This is a genomic window from Tamlana crocina (assembly GCA_040429635.1).
Classification (GTDB): domain Bacteria; phylum Bacteroidota; class Bacteroidia; order Flavobacteriales; family Flavobacteriaceae; genus Flavisericum; species Flavisericum crocinum.
Genome location: CP158972.1, coordinates 3,001,193 through 3,024,548, shown reverse-complemented (window position 1 = coordinate 3,024,548; position 23,356 = coordinate 3,001,193). Strand labels below are relative to the sequence as shown.

Sequence of the window (23,356 nt, the reverse complement as noted above, 5' to 3'; positions counted from 1 at the left end):
CTCGGATTTTCGATTTTTGAAAGGGTTACGAACAGGATTTTAACACCGAAAATTAAAAGTATTTCTCTAAAATGGTTTTAACCGAATTTCGGTAAGAATTTCCGAATAAGTTGAGGTGAACCAACAAATAATACAATTGGTAAATGTCGATTCGGGCTGAAGTTTCGTCTGAAAACGGAAAGATTTCAACATAAGATTGATAAAAACTCTCGCCAAAACCGCCAAACAATTTGCTCATGGCAATATCAACCTCGTTGTGTCCGAAATACACGGCGGGGTCTATTAAATATGGTGTGCCATCTTTTGAAATTAAATAATTGCCACTCCACAAATCGCCATGCAATAGCGACGGTTTGATGTTTTTGAATAAAGGAGATAGAGAATTGTTCATTTTTTTAACCGAAGGAATTTCAGAGGAAGTAAGCAAATGTTTTTGATGTGCCAATTTAAACTGGGGTTGCAACCGTTCGTGAATATAAAAATCGACCCAATTGCTGTGTTGCGTGTTGCTTTGTGGCAAACTGCCAATAAAATTGTCGGTTTCCAGTCCAAAATTTTTAGAAGAACATTGGTGTAATTGGGCGAGTTGTTGGCCTAAATGTTCAAAATCTTTGGCGGAAGGTGATTTGCTTTCAATGAATTCCATTAAAAGAAAAGCATGGTTGCCAAAACGATTACAAAACAAAACTTTAGGGGTTTTTATGGTATTGGTACTGCCAATTAAGTTGAGTCCGTTGGCTTCAATTTCAAACATGGTTAATGCGGATGAAGCTTGGTTGGTTTTTAGGAAATAGGCATTTGTGGCCGTTTCAATTTTATAAGCCGTTGAAATATCGCCACCGTGAACAGGTGACATACTGCAAATGTCTTCATTCAATATCCCTGAAAGGTGGATTTTTAAATCGTTTTGCATGATTCAAAAATACGGAAGAAGATTTAAAAACTGAATTTTTATAGTTTTCGTCAACTTGAATTGTCACGCTGAGCGCAGTCGAAGCGCTATTTAGGCCTCTTGTTAAAAAAGAGTTAGTAATTAATGTGATTCTGAAACAAGTTCAGAATGACGCGAATAACTAGGCTTTCCGTTCCATAAGCGCCATATAAAACCCATCAAAACCACTTTCGTGGGCGAATACTTTTTTGTCTTTTACAAAATTGAAATCGGCACCAACGTCTGTCTTTAAAAAGGCTTCCACCTGATTTTGGTTTTCCGAAGGGAGTACCGAACAGGTAGCGTAAACCAGTTTTCCGCCGGGTTTTACCATTTTTGAATATTGTTGCAGCACCTCTTGTTGGGTTACACGAATGCGGTCTAAAAACTCGGGCTCCAATTTCCATTTGGCATCGGGGTTGCGACGTAGCACGCCCAATCCTGAGCAGGGGGCGTCGATCAAAACACGGTCGGCTTTGCTATGCAGTTTCTTTATGGGTTTGGTAGAGTCGATTACGCGCATATCGAAGTTGTGAACCCCATTGCGCTTAGCACGAATTTTAAGCTTTTTAAGTTTACTTTCGTAAATATCCATGGCAATAACCTGCCCTTTATTTTGCATTAAAGCCGCTAAATGCAGGGTTTTTCCACCCGCACCGGCACAGGTATCCACTACTTTCATTCCGGGTTTTACATCCAGAAAATCGGCGACCAATTGCGAGGAGGCATCCTGAACTTCAAAAAGTCCGTTTTTAAAAGCATCGGTTACAAAAACATTAGCACGTTCCTTTAGTTTTAATGCCGATGGGTAGCCTTTTACAAATTCGGTTTCAATAGTATTTTCATCAAAAAGAATACTTTGCAGTTTTTCTTTGGTCGTTTTTAAGGTGTTGACGCGCAGAATAACATCGGCCTGTTCGTTTTGCATGGCAATTTCTTTGGTCCATACAGCATTGCCCAATTCTTTTGCGCCCACTTCGTCAATCCAATCGGGAATGGACTCACGGAATTTTCTAATTTTAGAAAGCTCATCAAAACGGCCTTTTATTTTTCGGGTTGGGGTATTTTCAAAATACTTCCAATCCGGTAATTTGATGCCTTTCAAAGTGGCCCAAACGGCAAAAAGGCGCCACAGATTGTCGCGATCAAACGGTTCTTTTACTTCGGCAATTTCGGCGTAAAGGCGTTTCCAACGGACAATATCATAAGTGGTTTCGGCCACAAAAGCACGGTCGCGAGCGCCCCAACGTTTATCGCGTTTTAATAATTGCTGTATCACTTTGTCGGCATAGTTTCCTTCGTTAAAAATATCGGTCAATCCATCAATAACCGCAAAGCATAAATTTCTGTGTAGTCGCATTTTTTTAGTAATCAGTTTTCAGTCGCAGTAAGCAGTCTTACCATAAACTGAAATTTAAGCAGGCAAAGTTACGTTAATTGCCATGAATTCACGAATGTTTTATTAATTAGATGAATAGGTTTATCTTTTCCGAAAATTAGTATCTATGAAATCATTTTTTGTTGGTCTGTTAGCTTTGGTATACTGTGTTTCCTGCGGGAAGAAGAGCGATTTTATTCCTCGAATTTTTAATATGGTTGAAATTGAAACGCTTTTAAAAGATTCGCTTTTGAATGTTAGGGCTATAGAGTTGAATGAAGAGAGGTTATTAGGCATTTCTTCTGTTGGGAAGCAGTATTCCTTATTCTTTGATGGGTTAAAAGAGATAAATGAAATTGAATTATTACGAAGTTCAGAATCCCGCTTTAGGTCTTGCGCTATCCAGAATGATAACTTTTTTTATCTTTCTATTGGAACTCCTGTTGAACTGTACAAAAATGGAATGTTGGTTTACAAAGAAAACCACCCCAAAGCCTTTTACGATTCTATGGATTTTTGGAACGACGAGGAAGGCATCGCCATTGGCGATTCTACCGATGGTTGTTTAAGTGTTATCGTAACCCGTGATGCTGGCGAAACTTGGACAAAATTGACTTGCGATGAATTGCCAAAAGGTATTGAAAACGAAGGTGCTTTTGCCGCCAGCGATACCAATATTGCCATTGTGGGCGATCACACTTGGGTGGCTACCACGGCTGGACGTGTGTATTACTCGCCCGATAAAGCCAAAACTTGGCAGGTTTTCGATACGCCTATTGTTAAGGAAAAAGACACTGAGGGCATTTATTCCATCGACTTCTATGATGAACTGAATGGTTTTGCTATTGGGGGCGATTATACCAATCCGGATGCGAATTCAGCCAACAAAATGAAAACGACCGATGGTGGAAAAACTTGGCAGTTGGTAGCGCAAAACCAAAATCCGGGTTACCGAAGTTGTGTGCAATATATTCCGAACAGAAATGGAAAGGAATTGGTGGCTATTGGTTTTAAGGGCATCGATTTTAGCAACGATGCCGGCGAAACATGGAAACACTTAAGCGACGAGGGGTTTTACACCATTAGGTTTTTAAACGATAGTGTGGCGTATGCTGCTGGCGCGGAACGCATTTCAAAATTAACATTTAGGGAATAAAAAAAGAACCTTTTATTGGTCCTTTTCTTTTTCCATGCGGTGTTTTAATTTTTTATCGACGTATCTGTCAAACAATCGTTTTTTAAAATCCTCTTCGGCCATTTTCAGCAAAATGATTTTTTTGTCAGAAAGGATAGGCTTTAGTTGTTTAATCAGTTTGGCTTCCTCGGCGTGCAATTGGTTTTCGTACTTGGTTAAATCGGCAAGAAGTTGTTTGGCTTTTGCTTCAGTTAACGATTCGCGGTTTTCTTTTATTTCGCGGTGCAATCCTCTAATGTTTTCGTGCCTTAATTTTGAAGTGGTTTCTTCGTAAGCGTTATAAATGGGCCAAAATTTTTCGGCTTCATCAGCTGTTAAATTAACGCGTTCTGAGATAAAAGGGATTTTCAGTTTTTTAAATTTATCGTGGCGTTGCGAAAACGCATTGATAGAAATAAAAAGAATGAGTATAGGGAGAATTTTCTTTTTCATGTTCTTGTATTATTCTAACATTATGTCTTCAAGGTTAACATCGTTTAAAATATAGTCTTCAAAAGATTCGTCATCAATGGTCTCTTCAGAGAAATTATCGACATAAAAATCGTCTGCCGTAAGGGAAGCATTGATTTCGTAGCTACCAATATCTTCTTCTAAAATATAATTTTCAACGGTTTCGGTGTCCAAAGAATCAAAAGTAGTGGGTTTGGTTTCTAAAATCGATAAATTGAAAAGCAACAAAATGGCAGCCGCGATGCTCGATACGTAAACCAAAGTTCTTTTGCTAAAAATAGAAATGACTTTTGGTTCCTCAGTTTTCGGAACTTTATTGAGAATGGTATTTTCCAGTCCGTCTAAATAACCTTCGGGCATAACAAAACCAGGGCCGCCAACATTTGCTTTGAGTTTGGCTTCAGTAAACAGTCTGTCTTCTAAAGTATCAAAGTAATTGTCGGGAGCTTTAAACCCGGTGTTTTTAATGTTATGTAACTTGTTGTCTTTCATTCTATTTATAAGACTACTTTTTTTTATAAAGGTTTAATTGTTAGTTAAATAGTCTTCAATTTTTTTTACGGCGATATGGTACGAGGCTTTTAAGGCCCCTTCGCTGGTTTCCAATATTTCTGAAATTTCCTTGTATTTCAAATCCTGAAAATATTTCATATTGAATACCAATTGCTGTTTTTCGGGCAATGTGGCAATGGCTTTTTGCAATTTTAATTGGATATCCGAGCCTTCAAAATACACATCGGAAGTTAAATTATTTATAACCTGCTGCTGAACTTCTTCGCTACTGGTTTGTAACCGCTTGGCATTTTTGTTGATGAACGTAATCGACTCATTAGTAGCGATGCGGTACATCCACGAAAACAGTTTGCTTTCTCCTTTAAAATTATGAATATTTTTATAAACTTTTATAAATGTGTTTTGAAGTACATCGTCAGTGTCGTCATGTGATTTCACAATATTTCTGATATGCCAATACAACCGTTCTTTGTAGAGCGAAATCAATGCCCTAAAAGCTTCGTCTTTATCCTTGTCGGATTTTAATTGTACTAACAGTTGTACTTCCTCGATCACTAAAATAGTTTGATTTTAGACTGATAAAAATAGTAAAAGTTTAAATGAAATTTTCTTTGAAATAAAACACGTTTAAAATCAATATGTTACAAATAAAAACATCGATGAAGTGTATTTAAAATTCGATTAAGTGTATTTTTTCTTGTAGGATAAATATTTGTGACATATATTTGTACCAGAAACCTACTTATAAATGTTGGATTGCCCCAAATCTAGCAAAAACAAAAAAAGGATAGCCGCCCCCAAATCGCTATCCTTTTTTCTTTTGTAAAAATTTTTGTTTTCTAAAGCTTTATTCGAAGCTTTGCATTTCAACCAGCTTTTGGTAAACACCTTTTTGTTCAATAAGTGCATTGTGTTTGCCTTGTTCAACAATTTCACCTTTGTTGAGTACCACAATTTCATCGGCGTTTTGGATGGTAGACAAACGGTGGGCAATAACAATGGACGTTCTGTTTTTCATCATATTTTCCAGTGCCACCTGCACCAAGCGTTCGCTTTCGGTATCGAGAGCCGATGTGGCTTCGTCTAAAATCATAATCGGCGGACTTTTAAGCACGGCACGTGCAATGCTCAGTCGTTGTTTTTGTCCTCCGGAAAGTTTGTTCCCTGCATCACCAATGTTGGTATCGATGCCATGGGGCAGTTCTTTTACAAATTCCCAGGCATTGGCCACTTTTAGTGCTTCAATAACCGCTTCGTCCGTGGCGTTTTCGTTCCCCAGTTTAAGGTTGTTTTTTATGGTATCGTTAAACAAAATGGCATCTTGGGTAACGATGCCCAATTGTTTGCGTAGTGAACTCGTGGTAATGTTGTTGATGTTGATGCCGTCAATTAAAATCTCGCCTTTATTAACGTGGTAAAAACGGGTAATTAAGTTGGCAATGGTCGATTTTCCACTGCCCGATTGCCCTACTAGAGCCACGGTTTTTCCTTTGGGAATGGTTAACGAGAAATTCTTCAAGACATAATCATCTTGATATTTAAACGAAATGTTTTTGAATTCAATTTCTGAATTGAAATCGGTTTTTTCAATGGCATTTGGTTTATCGCGCAGCGGGTTTGGCGTATCGATAATTTCTTGGATGCGCTCGGCTGCGGCATTTCCTTGTTTGATGTTGTAAAGTCCTCTAGAAATCGCCTTTGCCGGTACCATAATATTATAGGCTAAGCCCATAAAAGCGATAAAAGAACTACCATCCAAAGAGCCATCAACCAACACCAATTGGCCTCCATACCACAATAAAATAGAAATTACCAAAATGCCTAAAAATTCACTGGTTGGAGAGGCGAGGTTTTGGCGGTTCAAAAGTTTGTTCGAAAAGTTGTAAAATCGGTTTGAACTTTCCCTGAATTTATTGTCGAATTTTTGTTCGGCGTTAAAACCTTTAATAATGCGCAATCCGGTTAAGGTTTCTTCTAAAGTAGAAAGAATTACGCCCTGTTCGTTTTGAACGCGATCTGATTTTCGTTTTAAACTCTTTCCGATTCTTGAAATAATAATACCCGATATCGGAATAAAAATGAACACAAAAATGGTAAGCTTGGCGCTCAAAATAACCATACCTATTAATGTGAAAATAATCATTAACGGTTCTCTGGCAATAAGCTCCAAAACCGGAAGCATGGAATATTGAAGTGTAGCCACATCGTTAGTAACACGGGCCATAATATCACCTTTCTTTTGTTCTGAAAAGTAGGAGAGTGGCAGTTCTACCGTTTTGGTGTAAACGGCATTCCGTAAATCGCGTACCACGCCATTTCTTAAAAACACCATGAAATAATTGGCCAAATAGCCAAAAATGTTTTTTAGTAAAAACAAGGAAATGATAAGTCCAACCACCAATAGCAATGCTTTTTGCGGGTCGTTTTCGGCGTATTGGTTAACATGGTAAGCCAAAAAATCTTTGTAGTAGTCTTTTAATCCGCCAATGCCATCGTAAACGGGTTTGGCAATTTGGGTAACCTCGTCCTTTTTTTCGAATAAAATATCGAGCATTGGTATTAATGCGATAAAAGACAGGGTGCCGAATAGTGCATAAAACACGTTGGAAATAATATGCCCAAAAGCATAACTTTTATAAGGTTTGGCGTACCTTAAAATATTATAAAAATGATTCATTAAACCAGAATTGTCTATTTATAAAACATGCTTTTATGGAAACCATAAAAGCATGTGAATTTTTAGCAAAGATACGGGTTATTAAATTAATTTCATGTCTTTTAAAATGGCTTCGGCCTTGGCATCGAGTTCGGCTTCGGTCTTTTTAAAATCGGAAACATTATTTAATTTGGTATTTACGCTTACGTAGAATTTTATTTTTGGTTCTGTACCGCTGGGGCGCAGGGCCACTTGGCTGCCGTCTTCGGTGTAATAGATCAAAACATTCGATTTTGGAATATCCAGTTTGCTTTCTTCTCCCGTGGACATATTTTTAGATGTTGATAAACTATAGTCTTCAAAACGAACCACTTTTGAACCGTTGATGACTTTTAACGTATTGTTTCGGGCATCTGTCATCATTTGCTTGATTTCCTCGGCGCCTTCAATCCCTTTTTTGGTAAGCGATACTAATTTTTCTTTATAGAAACCGTGCTCGGTATATAGTTTTAAAAGATCCTCAAAGAACGAACTGCCATTCGATTTTGCAATGGCTGCAATTTCGCAAGCCAATAATGTTGAGGTAACCGCATCTTTATCGCGAACAAAATCGCCCACCATATAGCCAAAACTTTCTTCGCCGCCACCAATAAAATCTAATTCAGGGAAATCGTGAATCAGTTTGGCGATCCATTTAAAACCGGTAAGTACAATTTTATTTTCAACACCGTAAGCTTCTGCCAATCGGTTAAGCATTGGGGTAGAAACAATGGTTGTGGCAATAAATTCCTTGCCTTTTATTTTGCCTTCGTTTTTCCATTTTTTCAAAAGGAAATCGGTCATCATCAACATGGTTTGGTTTCCGTTGAGCAATTGCAGCTCATTTTCGGAATTCCGAACGGCCACACCCAAACGGTCGCAGTCGGGGTCGGTGCCAATAACGATATCGGCATTTACTTTTTCGGCCAATTCCAAAGCCATTTTTAGGGCCGCTGGCTCTTCGGGGTTGGGCGATTTTACCGTTGGGAAACCACCATTGGGTACTTCCTGTTCTTTTACAATATGAACGTTTTTGTACCCCGCCTGTTTTAAGGTTTCAGGTACTGCCGTTATCGAAGTGCCGTGAAGCGAAGTAAACACAATGGTTAAATCGTCTTTAGCGGCTTGGGTAGCGCCAACGCATCCGTTGTCAACCGAGGCATCAACAAAAGCACCGTCAACCGTTTTTCCTATATAATGAATTAAATCGTTATTGGCTTCAAATTTGATGTCGGCGTAGTCCAACTCGTTTATCATATCAATTACGGCGCTGTCGTGTGGTGGCACCAATTGGCCCCCATCTTGCCAATACACCTTGTAGCCATTGTATTCTGGTGGGTTGTGCGATGCCGTTAAAACAATTCCACAGTGGCATTTTAGATGTCTTACCGCGAACGATAATTCTGGTGTTGGGCGTAAATCTTCAAAAAGATAAACCTCAATGCCGTTGGCCGAAAACACATCGGCAACAACCTTGGCCAAAGTTTTACTGTTGTGGCGGCAATCATAAGCGATTACGGTTTTTGGAGTCACGCCAGGAAATTGCTTGTGTAAATAATTGCTTAACCCCTGGGTGCTTTTTCCTAAAGTATATTTATTGATACGGTTGGTGCCTACGCCCATGACACCGCGCATTCCTCCTGTTCCAAACTCTAAATCTTTATAAAAACTTTCTTGAATATCTTTCGGGTTGTTGGCAATACTCTCTTTAATCGTCGTTTGTGTGTTTTCATCAAATGCTGGAGTAAGCCAAGCATTGATCCGTTCTAAAATTTTGGGTTCAATGTGTATCATAATCTCTTGAAAGTTTAGATCAAAATTAATTAATAGCTGTTAATCATCCTACGGATGGATGAAGTTTTTAAAGTTAATAAATAGTTTGAAAAATCTTAATTTAAATTCAATTTCTCTTTGATTAAATAGCGTTTTTTATCGGATTTGTTTCGAAGAACGATTTCGCCTAAAAATCCGGCCACAAAAAATTGCGTGCCAATAACCATTGTGGCTAGGGCAATATAGAATTGCGGACGCTGGGTGATGAGCCTTCCGCTAGGGTTTAAAAACAATTTGTCGACGCCCAAATAGGCCGAAAAGGCAAAACCAATGGCAAACATAATAAAACCCAATGCGCCGAACAAGTGCATAGGGCGCTTGCCAAAACGCGATAAAAACCAAATGGTAATCAAATCTAAAAAGCCGTGGATAAATCGGTTCATCCCAAATTTGGTGACGCCATACTTTCGGGCTTGGTGCTGAACCACTTTTTCGCCAATTTTGGTGAAACCCGCATTTTTTGAAAGCACGGGAATATAGCGGTGCATTTCGCCATTGACATCAATATTTTTTACGACATCAATTCTGTAAGCTTTCAATCCGCAGTTAAAATCGTTTAGTTTTACACCCGATGTTTTCCGTGCCGCCCAATTAAAGAGTTTGGACGGCATGTTTTTTGAAATAACCGAATCGTAGCGTTTCTTTTTCCAGCCCGAAACCAAATCGAAACCGCTGTTGGTTATCATATTATATAGTTCGGGAATTTCATCGGGGCTGTCCTGTAAATCGGCATCCATAGTAATGACTACATCGCCTTCGGCTTTTTCAAAACCTGCGTGGAGAGCCTGCGATTTTCCGAAGTTTTTCAAAAAACGAATACCTTTTACGTTATCATTTTGTTCAGAAAATTTGGAGATAGTTTCCCAAGAACCGTCGGTGCTGCCATCGTCAATAAAAATGATTTCATACGAAAAACGATTGGACTGCATAACGTTTACAATCCAATCGTGTAATTCTGTTAAAGATTCCTGTTCGTTAAGTAGTGGTATAACTACAGATATGTTCATTTAAATGGATTCTGAATTCAATAGTCCAAAAGTACTGAATTATTCGGCGTCCGGATTATTTTTTTTCAACGCGGCGGCAACAATAAGCCCTATTATACTGAAAAGCACCAAATAACCAGCCAGACCTTTTAGTATGTTGCCAATGGAATATTGATTTTGCGATTCTATTTGCTGTACCGTTTGATCGATAACTTCTGTGGGCGTATTAAAGCCTTCAAGCATGGTAACCGTTTGCTCGATAGTTTTTTGTTTTAATACTTCGGCAGCTTCGGTATCGATAACATTAAATAATAGGAAAGAAACTAATGTGCTAATTACCAGCCCTAAAAGAACGGTTATGAAATACGAAGTAAAGGCCTGTTTAAAACTCGCATAACCACCTTGGGCTTGTTTGGTTTTGGCAACCGAAATAATGCCAAAAACAATAATGGCTATCATTATAAATATGCCCAGCCACATATTGGTCAGCAACTCAATGTTAATGGCGTAGGCCAAAACGGTAATAAGCGATAGTGCAACACCCAAATACAAACCGTAATTGGTGGCAATAGATTTCAAAGATTTTTCCATAATATTGTGCTCGTTTTTGTTAGCTGACAGGTTAGTGGCCAAAGATACTAAAACGTTACATTTGTGGTTGAAATAAAAAATACAAAAAAGTGTTGCGCATTTGTAAAAAATACTTAAATTTGCACTTCCAAAATTGAAAAGAATAAAAAGCATTTAGCGATGAGAAAAGGTATACATCCAGAAAATTATAGAGTAGTGGCGTTTAAAGACATGTCTAACGACGATGTATTTTTAACTAAATCTACTGCCGATACTAATGAAACAATTGAAGTTGACGGTGTTGAGTATCCATTAGTTAAGATGGAAATTTCCAGAACATCGCACCCATACTACACTGGTAAATCTAAATTGGTTGATACTGCCGGTCGTATCGATAAGTTCAAAAACAAATACGCTAAGTTTAAAAAATAATCTTAGTAACAATATATTTTTTAAGCCTTTCAGCAATGAAAGGCTTTTTTGTTTTGTACAATTAAGCTACATTTGAATGTGCAAAAAAACGAAGTGAAGGACTTTAAAAACCTTTGCCGTAGTTTACAACACCAGCTATTATGAATTATATTCTTTTTGATGGACCCTCGCGCAACAACTTGTTGCCCTTTACATTTACCAGACCTGTAGCCGATATACGTGTTGGCATACTAACCATTAGGGAAAAATGGGAGTCGTTTTTAGATACCACAACCACAACGGTTACTGAAGATTATCTTTCTGATAAATTTCCTATGGTGGAAATGGAAGAAAATGTAATGATAAACGCTTCATACCTCCCTAATTTGGAATTGGTGGAAATGGTTAAGGATTTAAAAGAAAACCAGGCCATTTTTAAGGATGAAGATGTTATTGCCTTTTTTGCTAAGGAAGCCCAGGAAGATATTGATTTTGATGATTATGAAGCTGTTGAATTTACTGAAGATATCGTAAAGATTGAACATGCTTGGCATATTTTCTCAAAAAACGGTGAAGCCATTCAGGAAGATTATACGCTGATAACAAAAAATAGAAGTTCGCAGCCTATTCCGTCGAGCAACAATGTTATTGCTCCCGAGAATATTTTTATCGAAAAAGGGGCAAAACTGGAATTCACTACGCTCAATGCGAGTAAAGGTCCGATTTACATTGGTAGAAATTCTGAAATCATGGAAGGTTCTATTATTCGTGGGCCGTTGGCACTTTGCCAAGGGGCAACTATTAAAATAGGCGCAAAAATTTATGGGCCAACTACCATTGGCCCCAGTTGTAAAGCCGGCGGAGAGATTAACAATTCTGTCATGTTTGCCAATTCCAATAAAGGTCACGATGGCTATTTGGGCAATTCCGTTTTAGGCGAATGGTGCAATTTGGGTGCCGATACCAATACCTCAAATCTTAAAAATAACTATGCCGAAGTAAGGCTATGGGATTACCAAACCGAGAGCTTTGCCAGAACCGGACTGCAGTTTTGCGGACTCATGATGGGCGATCACAGTAAATGTGGCATCAATACCATGTTTAATACCGGGACCGTTGTGGGCGTAAGTGCCAATATTTTTGGCAGCGGTTTCCCTAGAAATTTTGTTCCCAGTTTCAGTTGGGGCGGTAGCGGTGGTTTCACCACTTACTTGACCAAAAAAGCTTTTGAAGTGGCCGAGGTAGTAATGGCACGCCGTAACATGGAATTCACCGAACAGGACAAAGCGATTCTGGAGCATGTTTTTGAAGAGACTAAAAAATATAGAAGAGAATAGTTCATGCTCGGGATTTTACTTATTTACTTTATAGGAAAACGGTTTTATGATTTGGCCGAAGAATATAATCAAAGCAAATGGCTCTATGCTATTTTGAGTATAGTTATTTATTATGTTTCAGGTGCTGTGGTGCTGGCTATTGTTGCTATTTTAGATATGAGGATATTTGGTTGGGGTTTTGATTGGAATTCTTTTGGAATTAACCTACTGTCCCTGCCCGTAGGTTTGCTCACGCTTTGGGGATTTTATACTCTATTGGAAAACCGTTGGAAAAAATCTGTTGTTGTCGTAAAAGATGAAATTGGCGATATTGGGAAAAATATTGAGGAGTAATTAGTTCGCCTTTTCTTTTTTAACGTATCTCAAATCCAAAAGATTAATAGGGTTAATACCCAATCGACTAACGTGCTTTTGGGTAAACCGAATCACTTCGTCATAATACAAAGGCACCATCAAAGCTTTGTCCATAGCCAAAGAATCCATTTCAGTGTAAAGCAATTTTCGTTTTTCAATATCGGTAACAGTGAAAGCTTTGTTGTATAAGCTGTCAAATTCAGCATTTTTATAATGAAAATAGTTGGAGCCACCCGGAGCAAAATTCTTGCTGTAAAAAATCGATAGGTAATTTTCGGCATCCAAATAATCGGCAATCCATGAACTTCGGAACATGTCCACTTTTCCGTTGGAGCGTGCCGCACGCAAAGTGGCTTCAGGCATCACGTCCACATTAATTTTCAATCCTACCTTTTGAAGCTCACGCTGAATAAATTCGCAAAAACTTAAATAATTACTGGTCGTTACCAATGTGATTTCGGGATTTTTAATGCCACTTTCGGCTTTAAACTGTTGGATAAGCTGTTTGGCTTTTTCGGGTTGATAAGTGAAACCAATCGATTTATCATGTCCTTGCAGCCCAATGGGAATAAAGCCTCCGTTGGCCGGATTACCAATGCCGTTCCTTAGATACACCATCATTTTTTTTCGGTCAAAACCGTAGTTTATGGCTTTTCTAATGAGTTCCGATTGTATTTCGGGTGTTTCCGAATCTAAATAAAAACCCAAATATTCGGTGTTTAAATACGGGCCACGAATCATGTTAACGGTTTCGGCATATTTCTGTCGAAGCTTGCCATCGGCAGTTAAGAGTTCGTCTTTGTATGAGGCATCCAAACTATTTAAAAAATCGAGGTTGCCTTGAATGAACTGTAAAAATTCACTTTGTTTATCGGGTAAAAAGGTAATGGCCACAGCTTCTAAATAGGGGAGTTGTTGCCCGTTTTCGTCCGTTTCAAAATAGTTTTTGTTTCTACGGAATACTAATTTTATATTTTCTTCCCAACGTTTAAATTTAAAGGGACCCGTACCAATGGGGTGCGAGCGGAATTCGCTGCCATAATGATCCACGATTTCCTTGGGCACCACCGAGCAGTATTTCATGGTAAGCAACCCAATAAATGCGGGGAACGGCTGTTTTAAGTAAATTTCGAAAATGGTATCGTTCACCGCTTTAAAGTCATCTACTTTATTTAAAACCCAACTGCCAGGGGCAGCAATTTTTTCGTCGCGTAAACGGTTTAAGCTGTATGTGAAATCGGAAGCTGTTACTGTTCTCGTAGAGTCTTTTCCGAAAAGGGCGTGTTTGTGAAAATAGACGTCGTTCCTTAAATTGAAAGAGTAAGTAAGTCCGTCTTCCGAAACCTGCCAACTTTTTGCAATACTGGGTAAAATATTCAGTTCGTCATCCAATTGAACCAAGCCATTGTAAAGTTGGTTGCATACCGAGTTATCTTGCAAAGTTCTCGAAAACGCAGGGTCTAAAGTGTTGATGTTGGCGTATTCGTTGTAACGAAAAACCAAATGGTCTTGGTTTGAGCGGGAACCGCTCCCGCAGGAAAAAAGAAAAAACAAAGCACAACTAATTGATAAATAAGATATTGTTTGGCGTAAAACAGGTTTTATCATGTGGTTTATTAGTTGTAAATTTGCAATCTTTTAAGCGTAAAGATAAATATTAAAATGATTCTGTAGCAATCCCAAAAAGGATGGCGGAACAACAAAAGGGTTTATGGACAAAAAGGTGGCGTTTTATACTTTGGGGTGCAAGCTGAATTTTTCAGAAACCTCTACCATTGCCAGAAGTTTTAACGACGAGGGCTTTGATCGGGTAGATTTTTCGGAAAAGGCAGATATTTATGTAATTAATACCTGCTCGGTCACTGAAAATGCCGATAAGCGTTTTAAAACCATAGTAAAACAGGCCCAGAAGGTAAATCCAGAGGCTTTTGTCGCAGCCGTGGGCTGTTACGCTCAGCTTAAACCCCAAGAATTGGCCGATGTAGAGGGCGTGGATTTGGTTTTGGGGGCCACCGAAAAGTTCAAAATAACCGATTATTTAAACGATCTTTCCAAAAATGACTTTGGGGAAGTGCATTCTTGCGAAATTGAGGAGGCCGATTTCTACGTGGGGAGTTATTCCATTGGCGACCGTACTCGTGCTTTTTTAAAGGTTCAGGATGGCTGTGATTATAAGTGTACTTATTGTACCATTCCGTTGGCGCGCGGTATTTCCCGGAGTGATACGATGGAAAATGTGCTGAAAAACGCCAAGGAGATTTCAGAACAGAACATCAAGGAAATTGTGCTTACCGGCGTAAATATTGGTGATTACGGGAAAGGTGAATTCGGAAATAAAAAACATGAACATACCTTTTTGGATTTGGTGACCGAATTAGATAAAGTTGAAGGTATTGAACGCCTTCGAATATCATCAATTGAGCCAAATTTATTGAAAAACGACACGATTGATTTGGTGTCGAAATCTCGAGCCTTTGTGCCCCATTTTCATGTACCGTTGCAATCTGGCAGTAACGACATCCTAAAAAAAATGAAGCGCCGCTACATGCGTGAGCTTTATGTGGATCGTGTTGCGAAAATAAAAGAAGTGATGCCGCATGCCTGTATTGGTGTGGATGTTATTGTTGGGTTTCCAGGTGAAACCGATGAGCACTTCTTGGAGACCTACAATTTCTTGAACGAGCTTGATATTTCATATTTACATGTGTTTACTTATTCCGAACGGGATAATACCGAAGCAGCCGAAATGGATGGTGTAGTTCCTAAAAATGTAAGAAGCAAACGCAGCAAAATGTTGCGTGGACTATCGGTAAAAAAGCGCCGTGCGTTTTATGAGAGCCAAATAGGAACTACCAGAACGGTACTTTTTGAAAGCGAAAACAAAGAAGGTTATATTCATGGTTTTACTGAAAACTACGTAAAAGTGAAAACCCCATGGAACCCCGAACTGGTAAATACATTACACGAGGTGGAATTGGCCGAAATTGATGCCGACGGATTGGTAAGATTTCAGTTTGTAAACCAAATAGTGTCTTAAGTATTTACGAAAAACAAAAAAGCCGAAATTCAATTTTGAATTTCGGCTTTTTTGTTGATATAAATATCAGTTAAATCCTTACCCCAACCGGAAGCATGCGTTTGTATTTTCGGTTGCTTCTCACAAATTTTGCAATTTCGGGGCTGGTGGGCACAATGCTTAAATTACGGTCGGCAATCTGTTCAAAAACAAGCGCTAAAAAATCCTTTTTAAAATTCTCGTCTTTAATGTCTTCTGGGATAACTAGCTTGGTTAAAAAGATCTTTCGTTCTTGCGATGAGTATTCAATTTTTGCTAATTGTCCGTCAACTTTAATTTCAAATTGACGCAAGAACTCATTGTCAATTAATTCTGCAGCTTCAACCATGATAATATATTTTAATTTATAAGGAATGTAAAATAGTGGATACTATTTGTATAACTTTGTGCAAAAGTACGCAAAAAAAAGCTAAGAATAAAGCGATTAAGATGTTAATGTCCTATGAGTCAAGAGCTAATACATGTTTATTTTATGCCTGGAATGGCTGCTAGCCCTAAAATTTTTGAGTACATAAAATTAGCTGAAGACCAATTCAAAATGCATTTTTTAGAGTGGGACATACCTGTTGATAATGAGGGGCTTGACGATTATGCTCTGCGTATGTCCAAAAAAATAAAACATGCAGATGTGGTATTGGTTGGGGTGTCTTTTGGAGGTGTGCTGGTTCAGCAAATGGATAAGCATATTAACGCGCGGAAACTTATTATTGTTTCGAGTGTTAAAAGCATGTTCGAACTCCCAAAACGAATGCTTTTGGCCAAAACCACTTGTGCGTATAAAATTTTGCCCACACAGTTGGCCAGTAAAATAGATGTTTTTGAAAAATATGCTTTCGGTAAAACCATGACAAAACGTTTGGAGTTGTATAAAAAATACCTTTCGGTAAACGATCCTAAATATTTAAGCTGGGCCATAAAACATATGGTATGTTGGGAGCAAAAGGAACACCGAAAAGACATTGTTCATATTCATGGAGATAAAGATCCAGTGTTCCCTATAAAATACATTAAAAATTGCACCGTTATTAAAAACGGAACACATATTGCCATTATAAATAAATATAAATGGTTCAATGAAAATTTGCCTAGAATAATTTTAAACAACTAGGTTTATTTTTTTAATTTTATAAAAAAACTTTTTAAAGATGAAGATTGTACAGAAAGCCTTGGCGTTAGTGGGATTATTAAGTTTATGCGCACTGTTTGTTTATGCTTTGCAAGACGCGCCAACTGATGAGAATTTTGAAAAAAAATTAATTAACGATTATAACGTTTATGCGCTTCAAATACCTCAAGATTTAAACTTTGCAGGAGAGCCCATGCCCATTAATAATCCAGATATTTTAGAACGAATGGACAGGGAACTTTTGGTAAATACCTATTGGCAGTCTAATGGGCTGTTGATGTTCAAACGAGCAAAAAAATACTTCCCGGTAATTGAGCCTATTTTAGCAAAACATGGGGTGCCGGACGATTTTAAATATTTGGCCGTAATTGAAAGCGGACTGACCAATGCCGTTTCTCCGGCTGGAGCCCGTGGGGTGTGGCAAATTATGCCAGCTACTGGGCGTGAAAACGGACTGGAAGTTAACGATAATGTTGATGAACGATACCATTTGGAAAAAGCTACTGAAGTAGCGTGCAAGTACCTTTTAAAGTCGAAAGAAGATTTAGGGTCGTGGACACTGGCTGCAGCTGCTTACAATGCTGGAAATGCGGGTGTTTCCAGACGATTGCGAGAGCAAAACGTAGAAGATTACTACGATTTGCTTTTGGGGGAGGAAACCGGACGGTACATTTTTAGAATTGTGGCACTCAAGGAAATTTTATCAAATCCAACCAAATATGGTTTCAATTTTAGAGAAAAGGATTTGTATACGCAAGTGCCTACTTATCAAGTGGAAGTCGATACCGCAGTTACCGATTTTACAAAGTTTGCCGAGCAATTTGGTATCAATTATAAATTGTTGAAAATACACAATCCTTGGCTGCGCGAACCACATTTGAACAATAGGTCTAGAAAACAATATTTTATAGATATACCAGAAAAAGGACAATATAACTAGCATTTAGTGATAGATTTTATTAAAGAGCATTTTTTGGAAATATTAATTATCCTAAATTATATTATAGCCATTTCTGCGGTTATAACCATTGTGCTCAAAAACATCAACCCAACCAAAACTTTGTCGTACATCATTGTTTTGTTTTTTTTTCCTTTTTTGGGGCTCTTAATCTACTATCTTTTTGGACAAGAGTATAGAAAGAATAAAATTTTCAGTAGAAAACACGTCCTAAACCAAAGCACCATAAAATCGATAAATGATGAGTTGGAATTGGATAGCGAGGAAATACAAAAGGTTGACGACTACCTTGAAGGCAAGGTGAAATTGGTAAAATTGCTTTATGATAATAAAACTTCACCCTTAACGCTCTGTAACGATGTTGATATTTTAATTGATGGAGATGAAAAATTTGACTATTTACTAAAAGATCTTAAAGCGGCCAAAAATCACATCCATCTGGAGTATTACGTGATTATGGATGGGCAAATATGGGATAAATTGTTGGATGTTTTATGCAAAAAAGCATCCGAAGGTGTAAGGGTGAGGCTAACGTATGATGACGTAGGGAGCAAATTATCCTCAAAAACCAAACAACGACTGAATGATTGCGGTATTGAGCATTTTCCGTTCATGCCCGTAGTGTTTTCGAAGTTCACCGGAAAAATGAATTACCGCAATCATAGAAAAATAGCAGTTGTTGATGGGAAAGTAGCTTATGTTGGTGGAATAAATATTGCTGATGAATACGTTAATGAATACAACGACAATTTTTGGCGCGATACCCATTTAAGATTGGTTGGTGAAGCTGTGAAATCGTTGCAGATCAGTTTTTTTACCACTTGGCATTTTGTGTCGAATCAAGAACTGGAAATCTCAAATTCTTATTTTCCGAAGATAGACTGCGAGGGAAATGTTGCGGTTCAGATTGCAGCGAGTGGGCCAGATACCGATTGGGCGTATATTATGGAGGCTATTTTTACCGCCATCACCACCGCCGAAGATTACGTGTATATCACCACGCCATATTTCGTCCCAAACGACCAAATAATCATGGCGCTGCAAGTCGCTTCAAAAAGTGGGGTAGATGTGAAATTGATTATCCCGAAAGAATCAGATTCGTGGGTGGTTAAACATGCAACCAATTCGTATTTAGAGCATTTATTAGAGGCCGGTGTTGAGGTTTATAGATATACCAAAGGATTTGTACACGCCAAAACTATGGTGGTTGACGATATTTTTTCAACCATTGGCACCTCAAATATGGATTACCGCAGTTTCAATATCAATTTTGAAGTTAATGCTTTTGTTTACGACGAAGTAAAAAGTAAAATGTTGAAACGGCAATTTATGGAAGACTTAAATAGCAGTGAAGCGATTGAACCAGAAAGATGGGTAAACCGACCGAAATTGGCCAAACTCAAAGAGTCCTATTGCCGTTTGTGGTCGCCATTGATATAAAAAAACTCGAAGTGTTAGCTCCGAGTTTTTTTCTAGGGTTAAATTTTAAAAAAATAAATGGTTTATCCTCTTCTTTTTTGTGCTCTTAACGAACCGCCTGCTCCATAATGTTGGTTGGGGCCAACGGCACGCTTCATATTTTGTTTCATCATTTTAATTTGTTCGGTGAGCATGCCTTGCTTGTCCAGTTTTTGGGCTTCGGTAAGCAATTTTTGGGCTTCCTGTTTTCTTCGTTTAGAAAAAGCAATGCCGGCCAAGTTTAATTTTGCCATGGCTAAATCGTGATCCATAGACAACCCAAGCGAAAGGGCTTTCTTAAAATATTTTTCGGCTTCGTTCATATTGGTTTGCGAAACCATTAGTCCGTGTAAATAATTATAATAGCCCTGTTGTTTTTTTACCAATGCCGATTCTGGATTCTTGATTTTATCCAGCCACTTTTTGGCACCATCAAAATCTTGCTTCCTCAATTTTAAAAAGGCTAACAGAATAAATTCATTCTTAAAATAAAGGAACACAAAAATAAGCGATAACAGAATGAGCATGATTCCATTGCCAATGTAGCCTTCGGTAAATTGGTAAACGGCATAAGCTATAATGGCAACAGCAATAACAAGTTTTATGTTTTTATTGAACATGTTTTTAAACAGTTTTAGGTTTGATTTCCTTTAAAAAGGAACTTCAATTCGTGGTTTAAGACTGCAAAGAAACTAAAATTTTATGAAAAAAAGCGTATGCCCCTGCTGTAAAAAGCGTGTTGGTTACTCTTAAATACTAGCGTTGTAGGGCGTCCGTAGTGACTGAAAATAATTTCAATAATATTTTTAAAAAAGGTTTGCAAAGTTATAAAGGGTTCGTATATTTGCCCTCGGTTTTTAAGGGAGCCTAAGATTAAAAATTACTATTCAGATTTTAAAGATACAAGATAATGAGTAAAAGAACATTTCAGCCTTCTAAAAGAAAAAGAAGAAACAAGCACGGTTTTAGAGAAAGAATGGCTTCTGCTAACGGCAGAAAGGTATTAGCGCGTAGAAGAGCTAAAGGTAGAAAAAGATTATCTGTGTCATCTGAAACTAGACATAAGAAATAATGATTAACAATTGTTCATAATTAAAAAGGTGTTACTTAAGAGTAACGCCTTTTTTTATATCTAAGTATCATTATTTTTGCAACGAATTAAAATTCAATATATAACCAGAAGAAAATGCCGAAAAACGAAAAACTAAAATCTATTTTAATTATTGGTTCGGGGCCAATTGTAATTGGACAAGCATGCGAATTTGACTATTCAGGATCTCAGGCACTTAGGTCGTTAAGAGAGGATGGAATTGAAACTATTTTGATCAACTCCAACCCGGCTACAATCATGACCGACCCATCTATGGCCGATCATGTGTACTTGCTTCCGTTGAACACCAAATCGATAATTAAGATTTTAAAGGAACACCCACAAATTGACGCCGTTTTACCAACAATGGGAGGGCAAACAGCCTTAAACCTTTGTATTGAGGCTGATGAAAAAGGAATTTGGGAAGATTTTGGAGTTGAAATTATAGGTGTTGATATTGATGCCATAAACATTACTGAAGATCGTGAGCAATTCAGGGATTTGATGACAAAAATTGGTATCCCAATGGCGCCCCAAGCAACAGCAACCTCTTTCTTAAAAGGAAAAGAAATTGCACAGGAGTTTGGTTTTCCATTGTGTATCCGTTCTTCGTTTACTTTAGGGGGAGCGGGAGCGTCGATTGTTTATGACGAAAAGGATTTTGATAAATTATTGCGTAATGGTTTGGAAATTTCTCCAATCCACGAAGTGATGATTGATAAGGCTTTATTAGGTTGGAAAGAATACGAGCTGGAGCTTTTAAGGGATTCCAACGATAACGTGGTTATTATCTGTTCTATCGAGAATATGGATCCTATGGGAATCCACACTGGAGATTCCATCACCGTTGCACCAGCTATGACGTTGAGTGACAGAACTTATCAGCGTATGCGTGATATGGCCATCCACATGATGCGTAGCATTGGTGATTTTGCCGGTGGATGTAACGTGCAGTTTGCGGTTTCTCCAGATGAAAATGAAGATATCATTGCCATTGAAATCAACCCACGTGTATCGCGTTCTTCTGCATTGGCTAGTAAAGCTACAGGTTACCCAATTGCAAAAATCGCTGCCAAATTGGCCTTGGGTTACCACTTGGATGAATTGAACAACCAGATTACAAAATCGACTTCGGCATTGTTCGAGCCTACTTTAGATTACGTAATTGTAAAAATACCACGTTGGAACTTCGATAAATTTGAAGGATCCGACCGTACTTTGGGGCTTCAAATGAAAGCCGTAGGTGAGGTGATGGGTATTGGACGTTCGTTCCAGGAAGCGCTTCACAAGGCAACCCAATCATTAGAGATTAAACGTAACGGTTTAGGTGCAGACGGTAAAGAGAATACCAACTACGACCAAATTATAGAAAAGTTGACCTTTGCGTCTTGGGATCGTGTATTCATCATTTACGATGCCATAAAAATGGGTATTCCGTTGAGCAGAATCCATGAGATTACCAAAATAGACATGTGGTTCTTAAAGCAATACGAAGAATTGTATTTCCTCGAAAAAGAAATATCAACCTTCAATATTGATACTATTGAAAAAGAACTTCTTCTAGAGGCGAAACAAAAAGGTTACGGTGATAGACAGATTGCCCACATGTTAGGCTGTTTGGAAAGTCAGGTTTACAACAAAAGAGAGGAATTGGGCATCAACAGAGTTTATAAACTGGTTGATACCTGTGCCGCAGAATTTGAGGCCAAAACACCATATTACTATTCTACTTTTGAAAGCGACATGGAAACGGCTGATGGCAATAGATATGCTCACAACGAAAGTGTGGTAACAGACAAGAAAAAAATTATCGTACTAGGTTCGGGACCAAACCGAATCGGGCAAGGTATTGAGTTCGACTACTGCTGTGTTCACGGGGTGTTGGCTGCTGCCGAATGTGGTTACGAAACCATTATGATTAACTGTAACCCGGAAACGGTTTCAACCGATTTTGACACGGCCGACAAACTGTATTTCGAGCCGGTATTCTGGGAGCACATCTACGATATCATCAAGCACGAAAAACCAGAGGGCGTAATCGTTCAGCTAGGTGGGCAAACCGCATTAAAACTGGCTGAAAAATTAGATCGTTACGGTATAAAAATTATCGGAACAAGCTTTAAGTCGTTGGATTTAGCTGAAGATCGTGGAAGTTTCTCAACTTTATTGAAAGAGAACAACATTCCTTATCCAAAGTTTGATACGGCCGAAACTGCCGATGAAGCCCTAGCAGTTGCCAAAGAATTGGATTTCCCAATTTTGGTAAGACCATCTTACGTATTGGGTGGACAAGGTATGAAAATCGTAATCAACGAAAAGGAGTTGGAGAAGCACGTGGTTAGCTTGCTGCAAAGCATCCCGAACAACAAACTGCTTTTAGACCATTATTTGGAAGGAGCGATTGAAGCAGAAGCTGATGCCATTTGTGATGGCGAAGATGTTTACATCATCGGTATCATGGAGCACATCGAGCCTTGTGGTGTACACTCGGGCGATAGTAACTCTACTTTGCCGCCATTTAATTTAGGTGAATTTGTGATGCAACAAATTAAAGACCACACTAAAAAGATTGCCTTGGCACTTAATACGGTTGGTTTGATAAACATTCAGTTTGCAGTAAAAGACGATACGGTTTATATTATCGAGGCCAACCCAAGAGCGTCGAGAACAGTGCCGTTTATCGCGAAAGCATACGGTGAGCCTTACGTAAACTACGCTACCAAATTGATGTTGGGCGAGAAGAAAGTAAAAGATTTTACCTTTAACCCGAAATTGGAAGGCTATGCCATTAAGCAACCTGTATTCTCTTTCAATAAATTCCCGAATGTAGATAAAACATTAGGGCCAGAAATGAAGAGTACCGGAGAAAGCATCTTGTTTATTGATAGCTTAAAGGATGATGAGTTTTACGAATTGTACTCTAGACGAAAAATGTATTTGAGTAAATAATGTAAATAAATAAAATAAGAAAAGCCGCTAAAAAGCGGCTTTTTTA

At 38.3% G+C, this 23,356-nt stretch carries 22 protein-coding genes; 10 read left to right on the top strand and 12 right to left on the bottom strand.

Going from position 1 to position 23,356, the window contains the following annotated elements; translation table 11 throughout:
* Window positions 1-52: 52 nt before the first annotated feature.
* Together ABI125_13270 and ABI125_13265 are read right to left on the bottom strand one after the other, a co-directional pair.
* A complete protein-coding gene (locus tag ABI125_13270; protein ID XCF05683.1) occupies window positions 53-913 on the bottom strand; it encodes a fructosamine kinase family protein in 861 nt (286 codons plus the stop codon).
* A gap of 160 nt (window positions 914-1,073) precedes the next feature.
* On the bottom strand, window positions 1,074-2,291 hold the full coding sequence (locus tag ABI125_13265; protein ID XCF05682.1) for an RsmB/NOP family class I SAM-dependent RNA methyltransferase: 1,218 nt from the start codon (window positions 2,289-2,291) through the stop codon (window positions 1,074-1,076).
* Between the two features lie 145 nt (window positions 2,292-2,436).
* Between ABI125_13265 and ABI125_13260 the strand changes: the two genes are divergently transcribed.
* Window positions 2,437-3,465 carry an oxidoreductase gene (locus ABI125_13260; GenBank protein ID XCF05681.1) on the top strand — a complete coding sequence of 343 codons (1,029 nt, stop codon included), beginning with the start codon at window positions 2,437-2,439 and terminating at the stop codon, window positions 3,463-3,465.
* Between the two features lie 12 nt (window positions 3,466-3,477).
* Here the strand turns inward: ABI125_13260 and ABI125_13255 are convergent, their stop codons facing one another.
* From ABI125_13255 to ABI125_13225, 7 genes are all read right to left on the bottom strand, one after another.
* On the bottom strand, window positions 3,478-3,936 hold the full coding sequence (locus ABI125_13255; protein ID XCF05680.1) for a sensor of ECF-type sigma factor: 459 nt from the start codon (window positions 3,934-3,936) through the stop codon (window positions 3,478-3,480).
* A gap of 9 nt (window positions 3,937-3,945) precedes the next feature.
* Window positions 3,946-4,446, bottom strand: coding sequence for a hypothetical protein (locus ABI125_13250; protein XCF05679.1), 501 nt, complete (start codon window positions 4,444-4,446; stop codon window positions 3,946-3,948).
* 33 nt (window positions 4,447-4,479) lie between these two features.
* Window positions 4,480-5,022 carry an RNA polymerase sigma factor gene (locus ABI125_13245; GenBank protein ID XCF05678.1) on the bottom strand — a complete coding sequence of 181 codons (543 nt, stop codon included), beginning with the start codon at window positions 5,020-5,022 and terminating at the stop codon, window positions 4,480-4,482.
* Between the two features lie 292 nt (window positions 5,023-5,314).
* Window positions 5,315-7,144 carry an ABC transporter ATP-binding protein gene (locus ABI125_13240; GenBank protein ID XCF05677.1) on the bottom strand — a complete coding sequence of 610 codons (1,830 nt, stop codon included), beginning with the start codon at window positions 7,142-7,144 and terminating at the stop codon, window positions 5,315-5,317.
* An 81-nt stretch (window positions 7,145-7,225) separates the two neighbouring features.
* Entirely contained in the window at window positions 7,226-8,956 is a 1,731-nt protein-coding gene (locus ABI125_13235; protein XCF05676.1) for a phospho-sugar mutase, read from the bottom strand.
* A gap of 95 nt (window positions 8,957-9,051) precedes the next feature.
* Window positions 9,052-10,002, bottom strand: coding sequence for a glycosyltransferase family 2 protein (locus ABI125_13230; GenBank protein ID XCF05675.1), 951 nt, complete (start codon window positions 10,000-10,002; stop codon window positions 9,052-9,054).
* A gap of 39 nt (window positions 10,003-10,041) precedes the next feature.
* Window positions 10,042-10,572 (bottom strand): DUF4199 domain-containing protein, encoded by a 531-nt coding sequence (locus tag ABI125_13225; protein XCF05674.1) that lies wholly within the window; start codon window positions 10,570-10,572, stop codon window positions 10,042-10,044.
* 159 nt (window positions 10,573-10,731) lie between these two features.
* Here ABI125_13225 and ABI125_13220 point away from each other — a divergent pair, with 159 nt between their 5' ends.
* From ABI125_13220 to ABI125_13210, 3 genes are all read left to right on the top strand, one after another.
* On the top strand, window positions 10,732-10,983 hold the full coding sequence (locus ABI125_13220; GenBank protein ID XCF05673.1) for a type B 50S ribosomal protein L31: 252 nt from the start codon (window positions 10,732-10,734) through the stop codon (window positions 10,981-10,983).
* A gap of 140 nt (window positions 10,984-11,123) precedes the next feature.
* Window positions 11,124-12,299: a GlmU family protein gene (locus ABI125_13215; protein XCF05672.1), complete on the top strand. Its 1,176-nt coding sequence runs from the start codon at window positions 11,124-11,126 to the stop codon at window positions 12,297-12,299.
* 3 nt (window positions 12,300-12,302) lie between these two features.
* A complete protein-coding gene (locus ABI125_13210) occupies window positions 12,303-12,632 on the top strand; it encodes a hypothetical protein (protein XCF05671.1) in 330 nt (109 codons plus the stop codon).
* Here ABI125_13210 and ABI125_13205 read toward each other — a convergent pair whose 3' ends face one another.
* Window positions 12,633-14,261, bottom strand: coding sequence for an ABC transporter substrate-binding protein (locus ABI125_13205; GenBank protein ID XCF05670.1), 1,629 nt, complete (start codon window positions 14,259-14,261; stop codon window positions 12,633-12,635). It abuts the gene before it with no gap.
* 103 nt (window positions 14,262-14,364) lie between these two features.
* On the opposite strand from ABI125_13205, the gene mtaB reads away from it, so the two are divergent.
* Entirely contained in the window at window positions 14,365-15,690 is a 1,326-nt protein-coding gene (mtaB, locus tag ABI125_13200; GenBank protein ID XCF05669.1) for a tRNA (N(6)-L-threonylcarbamoyladenosine(37)-C(2))-methylthiotransferase MtaB, read from the top strand.
* A 70-nt stretch (window positions 15,691-15,760) separates the two neighbouring features.
* Here the strand turns inward: mtaB and ABI125_13195 are convergent, their stop codons facing one another.
* Window positions 15,761-16,057 (bottom strand): N-acetyltransferase, encoded by a 297-nt coding sequence (locus ABI125_13195; protein ID XCF05668.1) that lies wholly within the window; start codon window positions 16,055-16,057, stop codon window positions 15,761-15,763.
* Between the two features lie 114 nt (window positions 16,058-16,171).
* Here ABI125_13195 and ABI125_13190 point away from each other — a divergent pair, with 114 nt between their 5' ends.
* Genes ABI125_13190 through cls form a run of 3 tightly spaced genes read left to right on the top strand, consistent with a single transcriptional unit; the run spans window position 16,172 to window position 19,253 of the window.
* Window positions 16,172-16,837 (top strand): alpha/beta hydrolase, encoded by a 666-nt coding sequence (locus tag ABI125_13190; GenBank protein XCF05667.1) that lies wholly within the window; start codon window positions 16,172-16,174, stop codon window positions 16,835-16,837.
* A 37-nt stretch (window positions 16,838-16,874) separates the two neighbouring features.
* Window positions 16,875-17,795 (top strand): lytic transglycosylase domain-containing protein, encoded by a 921-nt coding sequence (locus tag ABI125_13185; GenBank protein XCF05666.1) that lies wholly within the window; start codon window positions 16,875-16,877, stop codon window positions 17,793-17,795.
* Window positions 17,796-17,801: 6 nt separating this feature from the next.
* Complete coding sequence (cls, locus tag ABI125_13180; GenBank protein XCF05665.1) at window positions 17,802-19,253, top strand: cardiolipin synthase; 1,452 nt, start codon at window positions 17,802-17,804, stop codon at window positions 19,251-19,253.
* A gap of 62 nt (window positions 19,254-19,315) precedes the next feature.
* Here the strand turns inward: cls and ABI125_13175 are convergent, their stop codons facing one another.
* On the bottom strand, window positions 19,316-19,891 hold the full coding sequence (locus ABI125_13175; GenBank protein ID XCF05664.1) for a DUF2892 domain-containing protein: 576 nt from the start codon (window positions 19,889-19,891) through the stop codon (window positions 19,316-19,318).
* A 290-nt stretch (window positions 19,892-20,181) separates the two neighbouring features.
* Here ABI125_13175 and rpmH point away from each other — a divergent pair, with 290 nt between their 5' ends.
* Both rpmH and carB read left to right on the top strand, forming a co-directional pair.
* Window positions 20,182-20,343, top strand: a complete 162-nt coding sequence (gene rpmH / locus ABI125_13170) for a 50S ribosomal protein L34 (GenBank protein XCF05663.1) — start codon at window positions 20,182-20,184, stop codon at window positions 20,341-20,343.
* A 114-nt stretch (window positions 20,344-20,457) separates the two neighbouring features.
* Entirely contained in the window at window positions 20,458-23,310 is a 2,853-nt protein-coding gene (carB, locus tag ABI125_13165) for a carbamoyl-phosphate synthase large subunit (protein ID XCF05662.1), read from the top strand.
* The last annotated feature ends 46 nt before the right edge of the window (window positions 23,311-23,356 follow it).

Bases quoted from the DNA above. Each gene is read 5' to 3' on its own strand.
- rpmH (XCF05663.1), top strand. From the start codon at position 20,182: ATGAGTAAAAGAACATTTCAGCCTTCTAAAAGAAAAAGAAGAAACAAG.
- ABI125_13225 (XCF05674.1), bottom strand. From the start codon at position 10,572: ATGGAAAAATCTTTGAAATCTATTGCCACCAATTACGGTTTGTATTTG.
- ABI125_13240 (XCF05677.1), bottom strand. From the start codon at position 7,144: ATGAATCATTTTTATAATATTTTAAGGTACGCCAAACCTTATAAAAGT.
- ABI125_13220 (XCF05673.1), top strand. From the start codon at position 10,732: ATGAGAAAAGGTATACATCCAGAAAATTATAGAGTAGTGGCGTTTAAA.
- ABI125_13265 (XCF05682.1), bottom strand. From the start codon at position 2,291: ATGCGACTACACAGAAATTTATGCTTTGCGGTTATTGATGGATTGACC.
- ABI125_13190 (XCF05667.1), top strand. From the start codon at position 16,172: ATGAGTCAAGAGCTAATACATGTTTATTTTATGCCTGGAATGGCTGCT.
- ABI125_13205 (XCF05670.1), bottom strand. From the start codon at position 14,261: ATGATAAAACCTGTTTTACGCCAAACAATATCTTATTTATCAATTAGT.
- ABI125_13255 (XCF05680.1), bottom strand. From the start codon at position 3,936: ATGAAAAAGAAAATTCTCCCTATACTCATTCTTTTTATTTCTATCAAT.
- ABI125_13270 (XCF05683.1), bottom strand. From the start codon at position 913: ATGCAAAACGATTTAAAAATCCACCTTTCAGGGATATTGAATGAAGAC.
- ABI125_13230 (XCF05675.1), bottom strand. From the start codon at position 10,002: ATGAACATATCTGTAGTTATACCACTACTTAACGAACAGGAATCTTTA.
- ABI125_13250 (XCF05679.1), bottom strand. From the start codon at position 4,446: ATGAAAGACAACAAGTTACATAACATTAAAAACACCGGGTTTAAAGCT.
- ABI125_13185 (XCF05666.1), top strand. From the start codon at position 16,875: ATGAAGATTGTACAGAAAGCCTTGGCGTTAGTGGGATTATTAAGTTTA.
- carB (XCF05662.1), top strand. From the start codon at position 20,458: ATGCCGAAAAACGAAAAACTAAAATCTATTTTAATTATTGGTTCGGGG.
- ABI125_13215 (XCF05672.1), top strand. From the start codon at position 11,124: ATGAATTATATTCTTTTTGATGGACCCTCGCGCAACAACTTGTTGCCC.
- ABI125_13195 (XCF05668.1), bottom strand. From the start codon at position 16,057: ATGGTTGAAGCTGCAGAATTAATTGACAATGAGTTCTTGCGTCAATTT.
- mtaB (XCF05669.1), top strand. From the start codon at position 14,365: ATGGACAAAAAGGTGGCGTTTTATACTTTGGGGTGCAAGCTGAATTTT.
- ABI125_13235 (XCF05676.1), bottom strand. From the start codon at position 8,956: ATGATACACATTGAACCCAAAATTTTAGAACGGATCAATGCTTGGCTT.
- ABI125_13210 (XCF05671.1), top strand. From the start codon at position 12,303: ATGCTCGGGATTTTACTTATTTACTTTATAGGAAAACGGTTTTATGAT.
- ABI125_13260 (XCF05681.1), top strand. From the start codon at position 2,437: ATGAAATCATTTTTTGTTGGTCTGTTAGCTTTGGTATACTGTGTTTCC.
- ABI125_13175 (XCF05664.1), bottom strand. From the start codon at position 19,891: ATGTTCAATAAAAACATAAAACTTGTTATTGCTGTTGCCATTATAGCT.